The organism is Williamsia sp. R60, from assembly GCF_054063855.1.
In genome coordinates this window covers 469,914-488,058 of the sequence record NZ_JBSSGR010000001.1, presented here as the reverse complement: position 1 = coordinate 488,058, position 18,145 = coordinate 469,914, and the positions used below count along the sequence as shown (strand labels likewise).

Here is an 18,145-nt window from a genome sequence, read left to right as displayed (position 1 = left end):
AGGCGTCGAATCACCTATGTGAAGGCGCTGACTCGAGAACCGCCTCGATGTCCTGATGCTTCGGAGCCTTCTTGCCGAATCGACTGAAGAATCCGGGCTTTTTCATCACGTCGGTGGAGCTGTAGTAGTAGCCGTACTTATATGCGCCACCGCGAGTGGGGACATCGGTGAGAACAACACCGATGAGCTTGGCTTGCACAGCTTCCAACTGTTCGATGCAAGCTGCAACATCGGGTATACGGGATTGGTTCGCCCGTGCAACCAGGACAACTCCGTCGGCCCACTGCGCCAAGACCGCCGCGTCGGTCACAGGAAGGAGCGGCGGCGAGTCGATGATGACGTAGTCGAACATTGCCGACAGGTTCTCAATGCCCTGGCCGGCCTTTTTGGAACCGAGTAGCTCGGCTGGGTTCGGAGGCTGAGGACCACTGGCGAGGATCTGCAGTCCGCTAACCTCACTCGGCTGCAGCAGGTCGGCCATGGAACCGTCACCCTTGAGGTAGTTCGTCAAACCGATGTCACCCATGCCGCCTGTGCGGTGGTACACCTGCGGACGCCGAAGGTCTGCGTCAACCAGAACGACCCGCTTACCGGTCTCGGCGAGTGCAGCTGCCAAGTTCATCGCGGTGGTTGTCTTACCTTCTGCTGCCAACGCGCTCGTGACCACGATCCGCCTGGACGGATTGTCGACACTGGTGAACGACAGATTTGTCCGAAGCTTGCGATAGGCCTCGGCAGCAAGCGTCGCACCAGAGCCAAAGTCGATCAGACCTTGCTTCTTCAGCAGTTCGTCTGAGGGCACGGCAGCGAGCACCGGCGCGTCCGTCACTTCTGCAAGCTCTTCCTCGTTACGCACTTTGTTGTTGTAACGATCCCGCCCGAACACAACCGCAAGGCCGGCAAGCAACCCGATCACGAGCCCCAGAGCGGTGTTCCGTTCTGTTTTCGGGGAGATCGGGTTATCGCTCTCGGCGGCGGGGGTGATCACTGTCAGCTTTGCGAGCGGGATCCGCCCGCCAGCGGGTGTTTCGAGCCGCTCAACATAGGTGGTCATCGACTCAGCCACCGCATTCGCGAGGTCGGCCGCAGTCGATTTGTCAGTGTTCTGGGCAGAAATGTTGAGAAGGACCGTCTCAGGCGTCGTAGAGGCGCTCAGAGCTGCCCTCGCTTCGCCAAGTGACAATGGCACTCCGCCGGGCCCGATAACAGGGGCAACAACGCCGTCGGAGTCAACGAGTTTCACATAAGACATCACACGCTGCTGAGACGCCAACGAGCCTTGGTAGGCGGTCTGGGCGCTCGCCTCGTTACCGGAAGTGACGTACAGCGTCGCCGTCGACTTGTAGACGGGCTTCTGCAACATGCTGTAGACCAGCGCCACCGCGCCACAGAGCAGGGCAAGCGTCAAGATAACTATCCACCCGCGTTTGACCACACCCACAGCCGAACGCAGTGAGTCCTTTCCCAGTTCCGGCAGGTGTTGTGGTGTCTCTTTCATAGACTAGGTCTCCTAGAATTCCGCGCGCTGACATGATTTGTCGATTGCTGCCAGGGCGTCAGTCCAGACAGTGCTATTAGCGCCGACACACACCCCGCTACTTGACACGCACGCTCGAGCAGAGTTCTACGCATGCGATTGCTCGTGTCGAAGTTGCTTTCGTTTTGAATTATGCACTAGACGGTCATATCTTGCCGATTGAACTTGTTGTTTTTTGCTACTAGGTGCGCAACGAGTCGAGGTTGCTTCGGTACCAGGCGACCGTGTCGGACAGTCCGTCGCGGAGTGATATCTGGGGCGCCCACCCGCTGCTGAGTAGCGTGCTGATGTCGATCAGTTTGCGGGGCGTACCGTCCGGCTTTGCTGTGTCCCATCGCGTTTCACCCTCATAACCGACGACTTCCGCCACAGTTGACGCGATCTCGCTAATGGTCTGATCTTCTCCGGTGCCGACGTTGACTTGCTGCGGACCGTCGTACCGCTCAAGAAGGTGCAAACACGCTGAAGCCATGTCATCGACGTGAAGAAACTCTCGTCGAGGAGTGCCCGAGCCCCAGTTCGTGACAAAAGGGTCGCCGCGTCTTTTCGCGTCGTCGTATCTCCGTATCATCGCCGGCAACACGTGCGAACCCGATGTTGAGAAGTTGTCACCCGGCCCATAGAGATTTGTGGGCATCGCGGATATCCACGGGAGACCATATTGCCGACGAACTGCCTGGACCTGTAGGATGCCGGCAATCTTTGCAATCGCATAAGCATCATTGGTCGGTTCGAGAAGACCCGTGAGCAGTGCTTCTTCTTTGATCGGCTGAGATGCGAACTTCGGATAGATACAGGTTGAACCCAAGAACAATAGCCGGTTTACCCGACACATCACAGCAGCATCGAGCACGTTCACCTGAATCTGCAGGTTCTCACTGATGAAGTCCACCGGATACGTACTGTTCGCGTAGATCCCGCCAACCTTTGCGGCGGCGAGCAACACAACGTCCGGGCTCTCCTGCTCGAAGAAGTCTGTGACCGCACCGCGGTCTTTCAGATCCAGTTCAGCGCTGGTGCGACCAATCAGGTTGACGAACCCCTCATTGGTGAAATGGCGCCAAAGAGCAGAACCCACTAGACCTCGATGGCCGGCGATGTAGATTTTCGAGTTGCGATCGAGCGGCGCAGGCCTGAAGTCACCGCTCATTGTCAATACCCTTCCACGATGGCACCGACGGGGTATCGATCCATGGCCGCCCTTCACATTCGAATGCACGAATATCTGCGTCAACCATGATGCGAGCCAACTCAGGGGTGTGCACGGTAGCCTTCCAACCCAGTTCCGCCTCGGCCTTACTGGCGTCGCCGATCAAAGCATCAACTTCAGTTGGTCGAAGGTATCGCTCATCGAATCGGACGTGCTCTTGCCAGTCCAGGCCGGCGTGCTCGAACGCCGTCTGCAAGAAGTCGCGAACGGTGTAGTTGCCGCCAGTGGCCAAAACGTAGTCGTCAGGCTTATCCGCCTGAAGCATCCGCCACATACCCTCGACGTATTCGGGGGCGTAACCCCAGTCGCGGACTGCATCCAGATTCCCCATGTAGATGAACCGTTCCCTACCGGCCTTGATTCGGGCGACTGCCCGAGTGATCTTTCTGGTTACGAAAGTCTCACCACGTCTGGGAGATTCGTGATTGAAGAGAATCCCGTTCACGGCGAAGATCCCGTACGCCTCGCGATAATTGCGTGTCACCCAGTACGAGTAGACCTTCGCAGCACCGTACGGAGACCTCGGATAGAAGAGCGTATTTTCATCCTGAGGCGGTGGCGACGCCCCAAACATCTCCGAACTCGATGCCTGGTAGAACCGGCACTGGAGCCCAGCTAGACGAACAGCTTCCAGCAACCGGATAGAACCAATCCCCGTGGTGTCGCCCGTGTGCTCCGGTTCATCGAAGCTGACTCGAACATGAGATTGTGCGGCCAGATTGTAAACCTCGTCTGGCTCGATTTGCGCCAATAGAGTTACCAACCTGGCGCCGTCGCTCAGATCACCGTAGTGCAAGAACAGCTTCGCAGAAGGTTCATGCGGGTCAACGTACAGGTGGTCGATGCGCGAGGTATTGAACGAAGACGACCTGCGAATTAAACCGTGTACCTCGTAGCCCTTCGTAAGTAGGAGTTCAGCCAAGTATGACCCATCCTGACCAGTGATCCCCGTGATGAGTGCTCTTTTACCACTAGTCATCAGAACGGGTCCTTTCATTGCAGCATCCTTCAAAAGTCATCATTACGAAGCTCCTATCGTTTCGCGTAGTAACGCATCCAGTAACTGGTGTTGGCGCGACGCCTCAGTCGCCTGCGTAGCGACGCGCATCGACTCTGTCGCGTCAATTCGCAACGCGCATACGTCTTCCGGAGTCTGAATGTGTTGCACATCAAACAAGTGAGCGAGAGCGTCCGATAGCTTGGTAAAGCCCGGCCTGTATTGAATGACCGGCACAGCCCCGGCCCGTACAGCGAACAGCAGAGCGTGTAGTCGATCGCTCACAACAACCGTCGCTGCTGAGTAAAGCTCGTGGACTCTCGCTTCCTGGTCGGAATGCGATCTACGTTCCGGCCAATCCATGAAGTCGACCGAAAGCAACTCCGCGAGTCGACGGTTAGCCGCTGAGTCCTCACGTACCTGAGCAGTGAAAACTATCTTGTAGCCACACTGGGCGGCACGCGTTTTCAAAGAGGTCAGCACGTCAATGTCATCGTCCAAAATCCTGTCGTGCCTCAACGACACCACCATAAGCGACCGTTGACCGAAGCCCGTTGCAACGGATTCCGGCAATTGACTATATTGCCTCAGAGCATAGTCAGGGAAAACAAGGGTTCGTGCTCCAAGAATCGTCCGCGTACGTGAGTCGCGGGCTACGTACAAATTGGACGCGGCCGCCAACAGGCGTTCAATTGGTAGCGCAAAGGAGCGCTTCACATCGACCGACCGGCCGACAATCACCACCTTTCCTCCCGTTACTCGGACAAATAACAGCAGGACAAAAAGGAACATATGTTTGAGGGCAGATTGGAGAGATACCCCAACTTGAACGGGACCGGGTGCCATCACCACTACAGGTCTGCGGACCGACGCGATTTCAGTGAGTAGCTTGCGGATGAATACCGGACCTGAACGAGTTATGATCTCTCCAGGAAGAAAGTCAAATGCCTCAACGTAGTCGCGGCCCATACTGCCGCTGTATATTACCGGCTTTAGCCCAATTTGCCTCAATTGATCAATGACCTCTCGGCGGATCGCGATATCTCCCAAGTTGCCTTCCGCCGCGGAAATACTCATGAATCCCGACCGCATCAGAAACCCCTTCTAATCGATCGCCACGTAAAGAAGACCAGAACAACGGATTGCAATACATAGCTAGCGGTGAGGCCCCACCCTCCACCCGCCGCACCAAAGGGCGGAACCAGCACCGCAACAAGCACCAAACAGGTGACGGTTGTGGACAAAGAGATGTTCGATACCAACCGGACGTGACCGAAGGCTTGTAGAACTGCGTTCAATTGCGACGCGACCGCCGCAAAGACCAGGCCGAGGCAAACAATCTGCACCACACCCACAGCGCCCTCGTAGTCGCCCCCCAACAGGCGAGGAAGGGCATAAGGCACGGCCAAGCCGACGCACAGAAATCCGAGAGAACTAACGGCGCATACTGCAACAGTCGCGCGGACGGCACTCTTGTATTGCCCGGAACGCAACGCGCGAACGGCTGCGGGCATCAACACGGCCGCGAAAGACGTCGGGACTATACGGAGCGGACTGGTCAGCCGGCTCGCCGCAGCGAAGTATCCGACGGTCGCACTGCCTGTTGCAACTAATGAGACAACGACTACGTCCAGGTTGCGAGCCTGTGTTACCACCGAGTTCGTCCAGAAGTACTTCGCCTCCGCGGCGATTGATCGAACACCCATGGCCGACGCAGCCGTCTGCGGTCCTCGCTTGAGCGAACGCGCTACCAACAGTAGCGACGCCAGCGACCCAAGCAGAAGGCCAACGCCATAAAATGCAGATGGGTCGAGCCCGAGGCTCACCCCCGATATCAAGACCGCGAACAGGATTGCCCGCCGAAAGATCAATGAAGACGCGTTCTCCCAAGCTCGTCCGTCTGCCAGGGGGATTGCTAGGTAAGTTTCGACGAGATTGTCGACAACAACCCATCCCGCAAGCAAGACCACGTACGCGGGCAGACCCGCAGCGGCGACCAACGTAAGACAAGCCAACAATCCAACTAGGCCGGCTAGGACACTGCCACGTCTGCAGAACCGTAGTATCGCCGCGACATCTGGTTCGCGATCGCCTGCGGCCCTCATCCGCACGAGCAGCGGAGTCAGCCCAAAGTTCAGTACCGCTTGTAGCACCACTGCAGCGCCGTACCATACGGCGAACTCACCGAATTCTGGCGGACCGATCTGACGCGCAAGCACAGCCAGGCTCGCGGCCTGCAGCAAAGCGCCGCAAAGACGGCCACCCGCAACGAAACCCGCTTGGCCCAACACATTCACGTTGTTGTCTTGCGCCCGGTGCTTCGCACCTTCGAATCGCCTGCGGCGACGGAGCACCCGTCGCCGACGACCCACCCCGTCTACCGGTGTGCCGTGCGCCGGCCTTTCCTGTGTCGTCATTTCGGTAGCCGCGTGTCGCTGAGCGTGCCAACAGGCGTTTTTCGGCCACGAACGTGACGCACACCCGCGGTATCGGGTTTTGCGAGTATCCGAAGAATTATCAATGACATCGCTGTCAGCACGAAAATATTGAACGCGATCCACATCTGTGACGGGTAGTTGCCACGGATCGCGGTCGCCGGGAACGAACCAGCAATGAGTAGCGCCAACAGCGCCACGCCGCCACTGCGATGAAAAGAGTTCTCGAAAGCGCGAAAGAGAACGCCGCAAATGATACTTAGTAGCGCCACGCCAACAAACCCAAAATCGAAAAACGCGGTGCCCGCGTAACTCGGCACTGGACATACACCGGCAGCACACGTCTGCCCGAAGGTATCAATCAAAATCTGGTTGGACCAGGCAGGTGTGTCAACAGCTTGCGCGGGCAACGCAGAGACCGCTACATCCACGAAGGTACCGCGGCCCCACCCATACGGAATGGTGGAACCAAGTCCCGGTGATACCAGGGCGATGTAGTCGAACATCTCGGTGTCGTAGGAACGAAAGAAGTTAGTAAACACCCCCGTAAATCCTTCAGCCTGAACATATGACACCAGTGCGTCAATCAGGTTGTCACCTGATTGCCTCGATCCAGCACTGCGTACGTACGGAATTGAAGCCAGGATTGTGACGACCGCAAGGGACGCAAATACTTTGAGTGGAGTTATACGGGCGTTCCATCGCTTGGCCGGGAAGTTCGCAGCAATGACTGCCGCTATGACACAAGGCAGGATAAATCTACGATTGCCGAGCAAAGCAGGAGGACCAAGTGAAAGCAGTACTATCCCCCAGAATACAAGTTTACTGGAACGATCGAGCGAACCAATACTCCGCTCGACTACTATTCTCCAGAACGCTGCAGTATAAGCCGCTGCAGCTGGTAGCGAATACACTATGATCGGCAGATTCTCAATTGCCAGTGATGATTCACCAGATCGGCCGCCTGCCATCGTTGATAAAACGCCAGTTCCTCCTCCGCCAAGCGCCACCATCAGCAGAGTCCAAGCTAGAACCAAACCGATACACACGGTCGCCAAAGCGCCAATGCTCACGCAGCTAACGGCAGACATCATTCCGTGACCACTCGATAACTTCGCCCCGCCTAGATAGGCAGGAGGGTGTTCTTGGAAACTGTCGTTGGAGCTGCGGCGTGACGGCCACAACCAGTAGCCAACGCCCAACGCCGAGATCGCCAGCGCTCCCACAACGACCGACGTCCAATACCCTTCGGAGACATCGCGCCCGTAGAACAAATGATTTGACTCGCCGACGACCAGCAGCGGCCTGATTCCGAAGATGGCGACAAGAATCAGCATAGATACGGAGAATGGCGAAATGAGATAGCCGACACGGCCGCGTGTCGAAATAGCAACCAGCAGCAGCCCTAGAAGGCAATTGAATAGCGCGATTGTTTGTATCAAGTGGTCCGCATTTCCGATGAAGCTGACGCGAGTACTACGAGTCCATCAGAGATGTCGCGCGATACGAGAGCACAAGCCCCCACCACCGCATGGCGCCCTACTGTGACTCCCCGCAGCACGGTCGCACGCGCTGCCACCCACGCACCATCTTCTATGGTGATCGGAGCATTGTCGAACTCGAACGAAGGGGAGTTTCGATCGTGGCTGCCGGTGCACAAGAATACACTTTGCGAGATACAGCAATTCCTGCCGATGACCACTGGCTCCAGATTCAAGATCCAAGCACCTTCGCCAATCCACGAGTTGTCACCGATTGCCAGCTTCCATGGCCAATGAATCGTAACGTCGTGCCTGATCAAAACTCCGGTGCCGATCTCGGCACCGAATGCCCTGAGTATGCGTACACGAAGTTTCGCCGGGATCCACCATTTCTGGAATATGCTTCTGACTGCTAGCCAAAGCACCTGCCACAGGCGACCTCTACCTTTTTCGTATCCGGCTCCGGTGAAGGCCTCAAGAGATAGTTGCGGATTGGTCATGAGCTGACTCTCGATCGATGGCCGGCGGGGCTTGCATTCTGTTGATGTGCGACACACAAGTCAAAGAACTTGCCGATAGCGGCTGACTCGGTAAGTGCGCTTTCCACGTATCTAACGCCGTTTTGACCGAACATCTGGGCGCGATCTGCGTCCATGCGCAACTGCGAAACGGCGTCAAGCAATTCTTCCGGACGCTCGGGGTCGACTCGTATACCGGCCCCCGCGGCGGCGAGCTCATGAGCCGATCCGCTTTCTGGGTGCGCGGAAGCAACTACCGGTCTACCGGCGGCAAAATATGACGTCAATTTTGACGGAACCGCCATACCTTTGACACTTCCGGATTCATTTACGAGCAGAACATCTGCTGACATTATTGCGTTCGAGAATTCTTTGTCACCCAACGGATCGACGAATTTTAAGTTCCGCATTCCCTCTGCTCGGCGTTCCAAGAGAGGACGTTGATTCCCGTCACCTAGAAGTACAAATAATATGTCTTTAGTGGACTCACGCTGTGCAGCCAGTTCGGCCGTGTCCAGGACGTTCTCGAGGCCCTGTTTGCGACCCATGTTTCCGGCATGCAGGACGACGAAGGGCCAATCGCCGAAGGTGCCCGTGGCGTCCGCACTCGGTGAACCTTCAGTCGAGACGTCGATATGCGTCCAGTTCTTGATAATCGTGACGCTGTCGTCTGGCAGGCCGAAATGCGTGACGATGTGACTCTTGAAGGAACTATGAATCGCGACGACCGCGTCAGCGTTTCGGAGCGTCCATCCTTCGAGTACCTCCACAAGCCTTACGAGAGAAGAACCACCGACCTGGCCCGTTTCGGCTGCTCCGAGCCCATAGAAGTCTTGGACCCACACGATGACTGCCCCGTTGCGACGAGTTATTTTCTTCCTCAGAACCGCCGCGAATGCGCTTATGAGCGTCGGACTAGTACAGATGACAGTTGCATCTTTCCCAGCTGTATGCCGGTGCCCCAAAGCCCGAATTGCAAACGTCGCCTCCATCAGAAGCCTTTTTGGCGTATTGGGATTCTTCGGAATGTAATGCCGTACACGGTGATCGTCAGAATCGTCTTCCACGGCGCATGATGAAAATCCAGAAAACTCTGGGTCACGTCGCCACGCTGGGTAATGAGGGTATCCTGTTGTAACTTGAACGGTCAGTCCGCGGGCCCTGAGACCCGCGGCCAAGCCGGTAACATACGGGGCGATTCCCGTGGGCTCCGGTTGATAGTTGATCGATATCAACGAAACATCAACCATGCTGGGATCCGTTCGGGTTGCTTTTGGCTCGATCCGTCTCTTTACGACGAGACACAAGATCGAGATGTTGCTCTCTTTCGCTATCTGTCTCGAATCGTTGCCCGACCACCCGCGCAGGCACTCCCACTACGATCGAAAAGCTGGGTACGTCTTTGGTTACGACGGCCCCGGCGCCGATGACTGCGCCGTCTCCAATTTTCACACCGCTGAGCACCAGAGCTGAAGCGCCAATCCAGACGTCGACACCTATTGTGACCGCGTCCGACGGCAGCGGTTCGCGATCACCCGCCCAGGTTGAGAAGAGCATAGGTGTACCGACCTCGTCGATTGCGTGGTCTTCTCTACCCACGACATGAACATCCATGCCGATCATCGCGTAGTCGCCAATAGTCCCGTCGACCTGAATTACCGAACGGGGACCCACACTCACAGAATCGCCGAAGGTCAGTTTATGGGGGGCACTGATTATCGCGCCCCGGCCCGCTCGGAAACCCTCTCCCACTTCCACATTATTCCCACCTATCGCCAGGCGGTTTAGCACACCTGCGAGAGAATTGCGCAATCCCAAAGGCAACCTCGACCTAGACTTACTACTCATTTTGCAGCCCCTTCTGGCCATCCGCCAGCGGAATAGTGAATCGGCACGTCAGTCAGGGAAGAGATAATTCCATCGGCCATAATTTCGGCCGAGTAGAACCTCCTGGTCGAACGAGCAATCTCCTCGTGATCAACATCGGGTCCGCCATATTCGGAGTAGGCGGTGCGCATCGCAGTTGCCAGGGCAGAGGCGGAGGACGGGCTGTAGCCGCGCATATGTCCCAACCTGCGAAGTTCGATCTCAGGTGCGTGTGGCGCAATTTCCGCGTAGATCATCGGCACCCCAAATCCCAAGCTTTGAGTGGCGCTGAGACCGACATACCCAGGCGACAGGGAGCAAATGGCCTTCGAGTACAGCGTCCGGAGCTCTTCTTGACTGTTGATCTGGCCATGGAGTTTGACGTGGGGAGTCAATCCGAGTTCCTCTACCTGATCCTCGATCGTCCCTCGCTCGCTGCCACTGCCGATTATGTCGAGTGTGATTCCGTGCTTCCACAGTTCTGACTCGTGAAAGGCCGGTACGAGCTGCCCAACCTCTTTGGCCGCCTCGAGTCGCCCGACGTAAACGAACGAACGACCACTTAGAACATTTCGAGCGACCGTCATATCCCCAGCTCGATATATCGCGTTGGCGGCGACCCAAACTGGTTGCTTCGGAACCTCTGCTAAAGCATCCGGCACGCTGTCGTACCCATATAGCACGGACCCGTGCGCCATCCTGCGCATTGCGCGCCGAACTTTCGCTGTTTTGGAGTCTTTACCTTCACGAGGATGGAGGTGCCCCCACACTAGAACTCTTTTGCCCACGATCCGCCTTGCCAGCAAGACGACCCAAGCTGACATGCTTCGTGGGTTTAGATCAATAATGCAAGCGTCTGCCCGAATTGCCTCGATTGGGATTGCTTGTATGAGTACCCGGTCGCGGAGCACTCCGTACCGACGCACTTTGCGATAGCTCTCGCTATGAATACCTGTGCGTACGGTTCCGTCTAACCCATACGCTGACCCGTATATAGATAGGTTGGTTCCGAGCCGGTCTTTCAGTAGGTCAACACATTCCTGCCTGTACCACGGTATTACCGCCAGAAAAAGAACGAACCGGCCATCTCGACTCGCAGTTGGAGCGCATCCCAACCGCTGGTCTCGCGGCCGCAACCTGTTTCTCATACTCAGCCCGAGCGTCATCATCTTTGCTCTCGTTACTTGACGGATTCGCTGCGAATCCCTAGGCCCCGGTAGGTCCACCCTTCGGCAAGCCATAGGTTCTTATCCAGGCAGTTCCGGCCATCTATCAACCTCTTTTTCCTAACGTGAGCCTGTAAGTCCCGGGGCCTCATAGCCCTGAATTGCTCCCACTCGGTCAGCACAAGAACCACGTCTGCCCCGTTGCACGCTTCCTCGACAGACTCTGCGTAGGTCAACGTGGGGAAAAGCCGTTGCGAGTTTTCCATCGCCTTGGGATCGAAGACACTCACTGCAGCGCCTTGAAGGTGGATCTGGCCAGCTACGTTGAGTGCGGGAGAATCCCGCACGTCGTCTGACTCCGGCTTGAACGCGGCGCCCAAGACCGCGACTCGTGCTCCTAATAGCACTCCTCCGCAAACCTCTTTGGTCAACTCGACCATGCGGGTTCGTCGACGCATATTGATGTTGTCAACTTCGCGCAAGAATGTCAGTGCCTGGTCAGCGCCTAGCTCTCCTGCGCGCGCCATGAATGCCCTTATGTCTTTTGGTAGGCACCCTCCACCGAAACCTATTCCCGCGTTGAGGAATTTTCGCCCGATCCGCTCGTCGTAACCGATGGCGTCAGCCAATTCCGTAACATCTGCGCCGGCTGCTTCACACACTTCTGAAATTGCATTGATGAACGATATTTTTGTTGCCAGAAATGCGTTCGCAGACACTTTTACTAGCTCCGCTGTCGCGAGGTCGGTGATCACCAGCGGCGTGCCGTTCGCCAGTGCATCTGCATAGATTTCTCGTGCGAGGGCTTCTGCCCGGCTCGTATCACTGCCGATGCCGACTACCAGCCGGTCTGGCCGTAGCGTGTCCTCAACTGCGTGGCCCTCGCGCAGGAATTCGGGATTCCAAGCTACTTCGATGCTGACGTCGCCGGTACAAGCAGAATTGGCCAGGTTTGCAAGGCGCTCGGCGGTTCCCACGGGCACTGTCGACTTACCGAAAATAGTCGCATCTGATCGGATCAGAGGGGCCAAACGCTCTACTACGCCGTCGACGTAGCTCATATCAGCTGCGAACTCACCTTTCCGCTGAGGCGTACCGACAGCCAGAAAGTGGACGTCAGCGAACTCTGCCGCCTCCTCGTATGAATCCGTGAAAGCCAGGCGACCTGCCTTGAGGTTGCGTTTGAGTACGTCCTCGAGGCCCGGTTCATAGAAGGGGACCTCACCTGCCTGAAGTTTCGCAATTTTCGACGGGTCGACATCCACTCCGAGGACGTGATGGCCCAAGTCGGCCATGCACGCGGCGTGTGTTGCGCCGAGATAGCCCGTTCCTAAAACAGTTATCCTCATTGCCGCTCCTCCGTGCCCGACATAATCGACGGCTCTGCTTGACGTTGAGTAATCCACTCGATGACGCCGTACATGGATTGCTGGATGAGTTCTCCTACCTGGTCGAACACAGCGCCAGGCTTGCCCATCGGGTCTTCGATGTCGAGTGTCGAGTCCGTTGGTCCGGCTATCCGGCGCTCGTGTGTCACCTTGCCGACGCGGCCATCGGTGCCGATATCCGCGATCTCGCGTAGGGCGTACATACGTTTCCATCTTGAGGGTGCGAGTTGCCGAGCGACTGCGCGGTGTTCGCGCGTCATTCCGAGGACGACGTCCGATTGAGCTGCAAGCTCAGGCGTCAGCATTTGCGAACGAAAGCCGTGATAGTCGAGGCCCTTCGAACGAAGCACCCGCACGCTTTCCGGGTGCATCTCCAGCCCGTTTATAGCTCGCGTGCCAGCGCTCGACACATCCAAATCGACCCCCTCTGCCTCGCCGAGGTGTCGTAGGACCCGCTCCGCGATTGGGGAGCGACAGATGTTTCCGGTGCAAACAAAGAGAACTTTCATTCTCAGTACGCGCCGTCGCTTCGTACCACTGCACGCACCGTCCGCCACAAGATCATCGCGTCCTGCATGATCGACCAGTTCTCGACGTACGAGAGGTCAAGGCGCACAGACTCTTCCCACGACAGGTCAGATCGGCCTGAGACCTGCCACAACCCTGTGATTCCGGGCCGAACCAGCATTCGTCGCGTGACAAGGCCGCTGTATTGCTCCACCTCATCGCGCAGTGGGGGCCGCGGCCCAACCAGGCTCATCGAGCCGCCCACCACGTTGAACAACTGAGGAAGCTCATCGAGGCTGTAGCGACGCAGCTTCTTCCCGACTGTTGTCACACGGGGGTCATCGCGGAGTTTGAATAGTACGCCGGCGCCCTCGTTCTTCTGAGCGAGCGCAGCCTTCTGCTTGTCGGCCCCGTCGACCATGGTGCGGAACTTCCACATGTCGAAGGGCACATTGCCTACCCCGATGCGTTCAGCGCGGTAGAAGATTGGCCCGCTGGAGTTGATCTTCACCGCTATGGCGCAAGCGACCAGCACTGGAGCAAGCACCAACAGAAGGACTACGGCACCAAGGCGGTCGAACGCTGCCTTGAGGAACCGGTTGGCGCCGTCATACCGCGGCTTGTCGATGTGCAGAAGCGGCAAGCCGGCTACCGGCCGCACCATCATGCGGGGCCCGGCTACATCAGTAACCCCCGGAGACACCAACATGTCGACATTCATGCCCTCGAGATCCCACGACAGTTCGCGCATCGCAGAATGTCCTAAGGCCTCCGCAGACGTCACCGCCACGGTGGTTGCCCCGCACAGCGCGACCGCGTCACGCGCTTCGCCGAAAGATCCATATATCTGTACGTCGTGACCGTTAACTGTGACCGGACGATGCTCACTACCTGGCGGAACGCAAAGCCCGACAACCTCGAAGCCGAGGCCGGGGTTCTTGTCCAGGTGCTCGATCAGCGGAACGGCTGAGCTGGGGCCACCGACGACCAGCACTTGACTCAGGTTTCGGCGCCGGAGACGACTGCGATGCAGGGATTTGCGCCACGCCCATCGCGACACGAGAAGGCCCAAGGTACCCAATGGCAGCGCGATCGCGATAAAGCCGCGGGCAAGATTTAGCCGAAACGCGAGGTCCACAATCGCCAACAGCCCGAAGACAATGAAGCATGCGTTCAAGACCCGGCTGTATTCATTCGGCCCATCACCAACGATGCGACGATCGCTACTTTGGGTTGCTCGAAGGGTCAATACCCAGGCAACTATTAGACACGGTGTCACAATAAACGTGGTCATCGAAGCCGCCCGCGATATATCTTCGGGAACTCCGAATCGAATGTGCTGTGCAAGAAGGACTGCCACCGTCACGATCAGCGCGTCTGTCCACCTGACCCGGGTGACATAACGACTTGCCCAGCTGTCAGTACGGGGTTTGACCTGGGGCGATCGAGGTAGATCGCGCGCGTCGCCAGGCCAGACGACGGCCGAGACTGACCCCTGACGTCTGGACACTATCCCTCCCTATGCATCGCCAAAAACACCGCTGATCTCAGCAGTGAGTTGTTAACGGCTTCTTAATAACGGACGACGCCGCAGTTTTCGCGTCAATTACATCCGTCGCGCCTGCATTGCGTAGTACGGACGTTACTGCACATAGTCGTTGCTCGCCCGGCGATGACAGGGTCAGGACCACTTGGCTGAGCCCAGTTTTCTTCCACGCAAAATCGGAGAATGACCGATCGTTCGAAAATTGTGATAAACGGACCCGCCGTCTATATTCGCCGGTCCAGCCGGCCGGACCCCTTTGGCGATCCGTCGAGAATCACGAAATACGATGTCGGCCACCACATAACGGCCACTTCCAGCGGACCAGCCGGAACCGTGCTCTGTCACCGGATGTCATCACGTCGGGCCCGAGCGTCTTAGGGGTCGCAAATTAGCGGCACAGCTTTGTGACAGCGGTCTCAGACAATTCCGGGTGATCGTCAAGGTCAAAAATTAACATGTCCGTAACATTCAGTAACTGCAGACGGGCGCTAGTTATGCCAGAAGGGCTACTAAGACCCGGTGGCCCGGTGAAGTTAGCGTTGGCTCGCGCGAAGGTCGCTGCCGAGTCTGAACCGAGCGCAACCTGGGCGGTTTCCCGGGCGTCCACGTGCGTCCGTCAATCCCCGGCGGCGGGCGACGAGCCCTGAAAAAGGCCTGACTAGGCGCGTCGGTCTGCGATGCACAGGCGCCGACCGGCTCTAACCATCTGACAGCGCTCCAAACGAAGGAAGATGACCGTACGCAGATGCCGCCGAGGTCCTACTTGTTCGTGAACCGCGCCTCACGCTTCTCCACGAACGCAGCCATACCCTCTGACTGATCTTCGGTCGCGAATGTGGAGTGGAAGACACGCCGTTCGAACAGAACGCCTTCGGTCAGGCCCACTTCCTGCGACCGGTTCACTGCCTGCTTGGCCAATATGGTGATCGGCAGCGACAGCTCTGCGATGGTGTTCGCCACCTCAATCGCATCCTCTAGGTACGACTCGGTGGGCACCACCCTCGAGACGAGGCCGGCGCGCTCGGCTTCGTCGACCTTCATGCGCCGGCCGGTCAACACCATGTCCATGGCCTTGGCCTTGCCAATTGCGCGCGTAAGTCGTTGCGAACCACCGATTCCCGGGATCACGCCCAAGTTGATCTCAGGCTGACCGAATACGGCGTTCTCGGCGGCGATGATGATGTCGCACATCATGGCCAGCTCACATCCGCCACCGAGGGCGAATCCGGCCACCGCCGCAACCACCGGAGTGCGGACCTCGGTGAGGTGTCCCCAAGCGCTGAAGAAGTCTTCGGAGAGCATGTCGACGTACGACTTGTCGGCCATCTCTTTGATGTCAGCGCCCGCAGCAAAGGCGCGTTCGGAGCCTGCGATCACGATGGCACCCACAGACGCGTCGGCGTCATACGCCTGCGCGGCCCCAACCACCTCGGTCATCAGCTGAGAGTTCAACGCGTTGAGCGCTTTTGGCCGGTTAAGGGTGATGATGCCAACGCGGCCCCGCTGCTCGGTGGTGATGGTCTCAAAGCTACTCATCAGAACGCTCCATTCGTCAGTACAAGATCGTTGGGCACGGGGCCGAAGAAGTCGGAAACCACAGCGGGATCCACCTCGGTCAGTCCCCGCGGCGACCACTTCGGCGAGCGGTCCTTGTCGATCACCTGGGCCCGAATGCCCTCCGCGAGGTCGGGATGGGTCAGGAAGTGGATGGACACCCGGAATTCGCTCTCCAGAGCTTCTTCGAGCGTCGTATCGGCCGATATCTGTCGTAACGACCACATGGTCACCTCCACCGACGTGGGCGATTTGGCTCCCACCACGTTCGCAGTGTCGTGAGCATCGGTTTCGTCGTGTCCGCGCAGACGTTCGACGATGCCGACGCCGGTGTCGGCCGCAAAGGCATCGTCGATCCAGTGACGCTTGGTGAGCAGATCGGATTCGGGAGGAGCAACACAGAATTCGGCGATCGCTTCATCAACAGGCTTTGACGTGAGAGCGGACACGAACTTCTCGATGCTCTGTGACGGCAGGAAGTGGTCGGCAAATCCGATGGCGATGGCATCGGCGCCCCCGATCTGCGCCGCAGTCAGGGCCAGGTAGGTGCCCAGCTCGCCCGGCGCACGCGCAAGGAGGTAGGTGCCACCCACGTCCGGGGAGAATCCGATCCCCACCTCGGGCATTGCCATCCTCGTCCGATCGGTGACGATCCGAGTGTTGGCGTGAGCGGACACTCCTACTCCCCCGCCCATCACGATCCCGTCCATCAGGGCTACGTACGGCTTCGGATAGTGGGAGATGTACGCGTTGAGGATGTACTCGTCCCGCCAGAAGTGCCCGGAGGGGGTATTGACTGCATCGTCCAAAGTGGTTGCAGCCGAAGCATCTCGGTGGATGGCGACGATATCTCCGCCGGCACACAGTCCACGTTCGCCTGCACCATCGAGCAACACGGCCTCTACCGCGTCGTCATCGGCCCATTCTCGCAGCGCCGCGTGGATGGCGGTCACCATCTCGTGCGTCAGCGCATTGATCGCCTTCGGCCGGTTCAGGGTGATGCGGCCGATCCGACCCTCGGTACGAACAAGGACGCTGCTCTCGTCTGACATGACTCTCCATTGATCGACTGCCGGGCGCCTCACATAGTTGCATATCCTAGTATTGGCAGTCCAGGGCACCTGCGAAGCCGCGCACACCACGTTGCTGGCCGCCACGCACCCGATAGGCGCGGCGAGCGATCAGGGTTGGCCCGGTTTGAGCTTGATGAACAGCCCATCGGCTTCGGCACACAGCACATCCCCGTTGTGCAGAGTGGCCTTGATGAACACCTTGCGTCCTTCGATCCGGTCTACCCACGACCGGATCGCGAGCTCGGTGTTGAGCGGGGTGATCGCGCGGTAGTTGACAGTCAGATATGCCGTCCTCGTGACACCACCCGAACCGAGCGCACCGGCCATACCCATCAAGTCATCGAACGCCACCGCCACCTGACCACCGTGGGCAGCGTTGTTACCGCCCAGATGGTACCGCCGGAATGTCATACGCGCACTGACGTTTTCGGCACTCGCCTCGTCCAGTTCATACGGAGGCAGTGTGATGTTGCCTCGCGCCGGCAGATCAATCCGCCCGCCAGACGGCGCGCGCCACTCATCGATCGCGACCTCATCCAACTTCTTGTTCAAGACCTGGAGCGTCTCGATCACCTCGGTGGTGAGTTCTTCGCTGGGACACGCCGCCTTCACCCGATCCATGAAGGTACGGACCTCTTCGATGAACTCGCCGTACCGCGGACCTCCCCGCGTCAGGTCGATGTCAAACGTCGGCCGGAATCCACCCTCATGGTGCACTTCGTCCGCCTGAGCGCTTTCGAACTTTGCGGCAGATCGTTCGAGTGGGCTGTCCTGAGTCATGACCTCGACACTATAGACACGGGTAGAACCTGTTTTCGTTGACTCTCGGAGGGTGCAGGCGGGAGCCGGAGAGCTGCGGGCGACGAA

Annotated in this window: 16 protein-coding genes; all 16 read right to left on the bottom strand. The window is 58.0% G+C overall.

The genetic code is table 11. The features are described 5' to 3' along the window. Positions 1-10: 10 nt before the first annotated feature. The 16 genes from ACVWY6_RS02145 to ACVWY6_RS02070 all read right to left on the bottom strand — a co-directional run bounded on the left by ACVWY6_RS02145 (position 11) and on the right by ACVWY6_RS02070 (position 18,058). Positions 11-1,498 carry a polysaccharide biosynthesis tyrosine autokinase gene (locus ACVWY6_RS02145; RefSeq protein WP_457535919.1) on the bottom strand — a complete coding sequence of 496 codons (1,488 nt, stop codon included), beginning with the start codon at positions 1,496-1,498 and terminating at the stop codon, positions 11-13. Positions 1,499-1,718: 220 nt separating this feature from the next. Beyond that, positions 1,719-2,687: a GDP-L-fucose synthase family protein gene (locus tag ACVWY6_RS02140; protein ID WP_457535917.1), complete on the bottom strand. Its 969-nt coding sequence runs from the start codon at positions 2,685-2,687 to the stop codon at positions 1,719-1,721. After that, complete coding sequence (gene gmd / locus ACVWY6_RS02135) at positions 2,677-3,744, bottom strand: GDP-mannose 4,6-dehydratase (protein ID WP_457535916.1); 1,068 nt, start codon at positions 3,742-3,744, stop codon at positions 2,677-2,679. The genes ACVWY6_RS02140 and gmd overlap by 11 nt, the downstream gene beginning before the upstream one ends. 24 nt (positions 3,745-3,768) lie before the next feature. Then, positions 3,769-4,821, bottom strand: a complete 1,053-nt coding sequence (locus ACVWY6_RS02130; protein WP_457535914.1) for a polysaccharide pyruvyl transferase family protein — start codon at positions 4,819-4,821, stop codon at positions 3,769-3,771. 14 nt (positions 4,822-4,835) lie between these two features. Next, positions 4,836-6,041: a lipopolysaccharide biosynthesis protein gene (locus ACVWY6_RS02125; RefSeq protein WP_457535912.1), complete on the bottom strand. Its 1,206-nt coding sequence runs from the start codon at positions 6,039-6,041 to the stop codon at positions 4,836-4,838. 116 nt (positions 6,042-6,157) lie between these two features. Then, on the bottom strand, positions 6,158-7,516 hold the full coding sequence (gene wzy / locus ACVWY6_RS02120; RefSeq protein ID WP_457535910.1) for an O-antigen polysaccharide polymerase Wzy: 1,359 nt from the start codon (positions 7,514-7,516) through the stop codon (positions 6,158-6,160). Between the two features lie 101 nt (positions 7,517-7,617). After that, positions 7,618-8,160 carry a DapH/DapD/GlmU-related protein gene (locus ACVWY6_RS02115; RefSeq protein ID WP_457535908.1) on the bottom strand — a complete coding sequence of 181 codons (543 nt, stop codon included), beginning with the start codon at positions 8,158-8,160 and terminating at the stop codon, positions 7,618-7,620. Continuing rightward, complete coding sequence (locus tag ACVWY6_RS02110) at positions 8,157-9,428, bottom strand: glycosyltransferase family 4 protein (RefSeq protein WP_457535907.1); 1,272 nt, start codon at positions 9,426-9,428, stop codon at positions 8,157-8,159. Before ACVWY6_RS02110 ends, ACVWY6_RS02115 begins: the two co-directional genes overlap by 4 nt. Then, complete coding sequence (locus tag ACVWY6_RS02105) at positions 9,421-9,936, bottom strand: CatB-related O-acetyltransferase (RefSeq protein WP_457535905.1); 516 nt, start codon at positions 9,934-9,936, stop codon at positions 9,421-9,423. The genes ACVWY6_RS02110 and ACVWY6_RS02105 overlap by 8 nt, the downstream gene beginning before the upstream one ends. 86 nt (positions 9,937-10,022) lie before the next feature. Then, positions 10,023-10,631, bottom strand: coding sequence for a glycosyltransferase (locus ACVWY6_RS02100; RefSeq protein ID WP_457535904.1), 609 nt, complete (start codon positions 10,629-10,631; stop codon positions 10,023-10,025). 593 nt (positions 10,632-11,224) lie between these two features. Continuing rightward, positions 11,225-12,559, bottom strand: a complete 1,335-nt coding sequence (locus ACVWY6_RS02095) for a UDP-glucose dehydrogenase family protein (protein WP_457535903.1) — start codon at positions 12,557-12,559, stop codon at positions 11,225-11,227. Further along, complete coding sequence (locus tag ACVWY6_RS02090; RefSeq protein WP_457535902.1) at positions 12,556-13,107, bottom strand: arsenate reductase/protein-tyrosine-phosphatase family protein; 552 nt, start codon at positions 13,105-13,107, stop codon at positions 12,556-12,558. Before ACVWY6_RS02090 ends, ACVWY6_RS02095 begins: the two co-directional genes overlap by 4 nt. Positions 13,108-13,109: 2 nt before the next feature. Continuing rightward, entirely contained in the window at positions 13,110-14,477 is a 1,368-nt protein-coding gene (locus ACVWY6_RS02085; RefSeq protein ID WP_457536850.1) for a sugar transferase, read from the bottom strand. A gap of 933 nt (positions 14,478-15,410) precedes the next feature. Beyond that, positions 15,411-16,187, bottom strand: coding sequence for an enoyl-CoA hydratase (locus ACVWY6_RS02080; RefSeq protein WP_247210086.1), 777 nt, complete (start codon positions 16,185-16,187; stop codon positions 15,411-15,413). Beyond that, the gene (locus ACVWY6_RS02075; RefSeq protein WP_457535900.1) at positions 16,187-17,257 is read right to left on the bottom strand and encodes an enoyl-CoA hydratase/isomerase family protein; all 1,071 of its coding nucleotides are present in this window, start codon (positions 17,255-17,257) and stop codon (positions 16,187-16,189) included. Before ACVWY6_RS02075 ends, ACVWY6_RS02080 begins: the two co-directional genes overlap by 1 nt. A gap of 129 nt (positions 17,258-17,386) precedes the next feature. Continuing rightward, positions 17,387-18,058, bottom strand: a complete 672-nt coding sequence (locus tag ACVWY6_RS02070; protein ID WP_457535898.1) for a PaaI family thioesterase — start codon at positions 18,056-18,058, stop codon at positions 17,387-17,389. Positions 18,059-18,145: the final 87 nt, after the last annotated feature.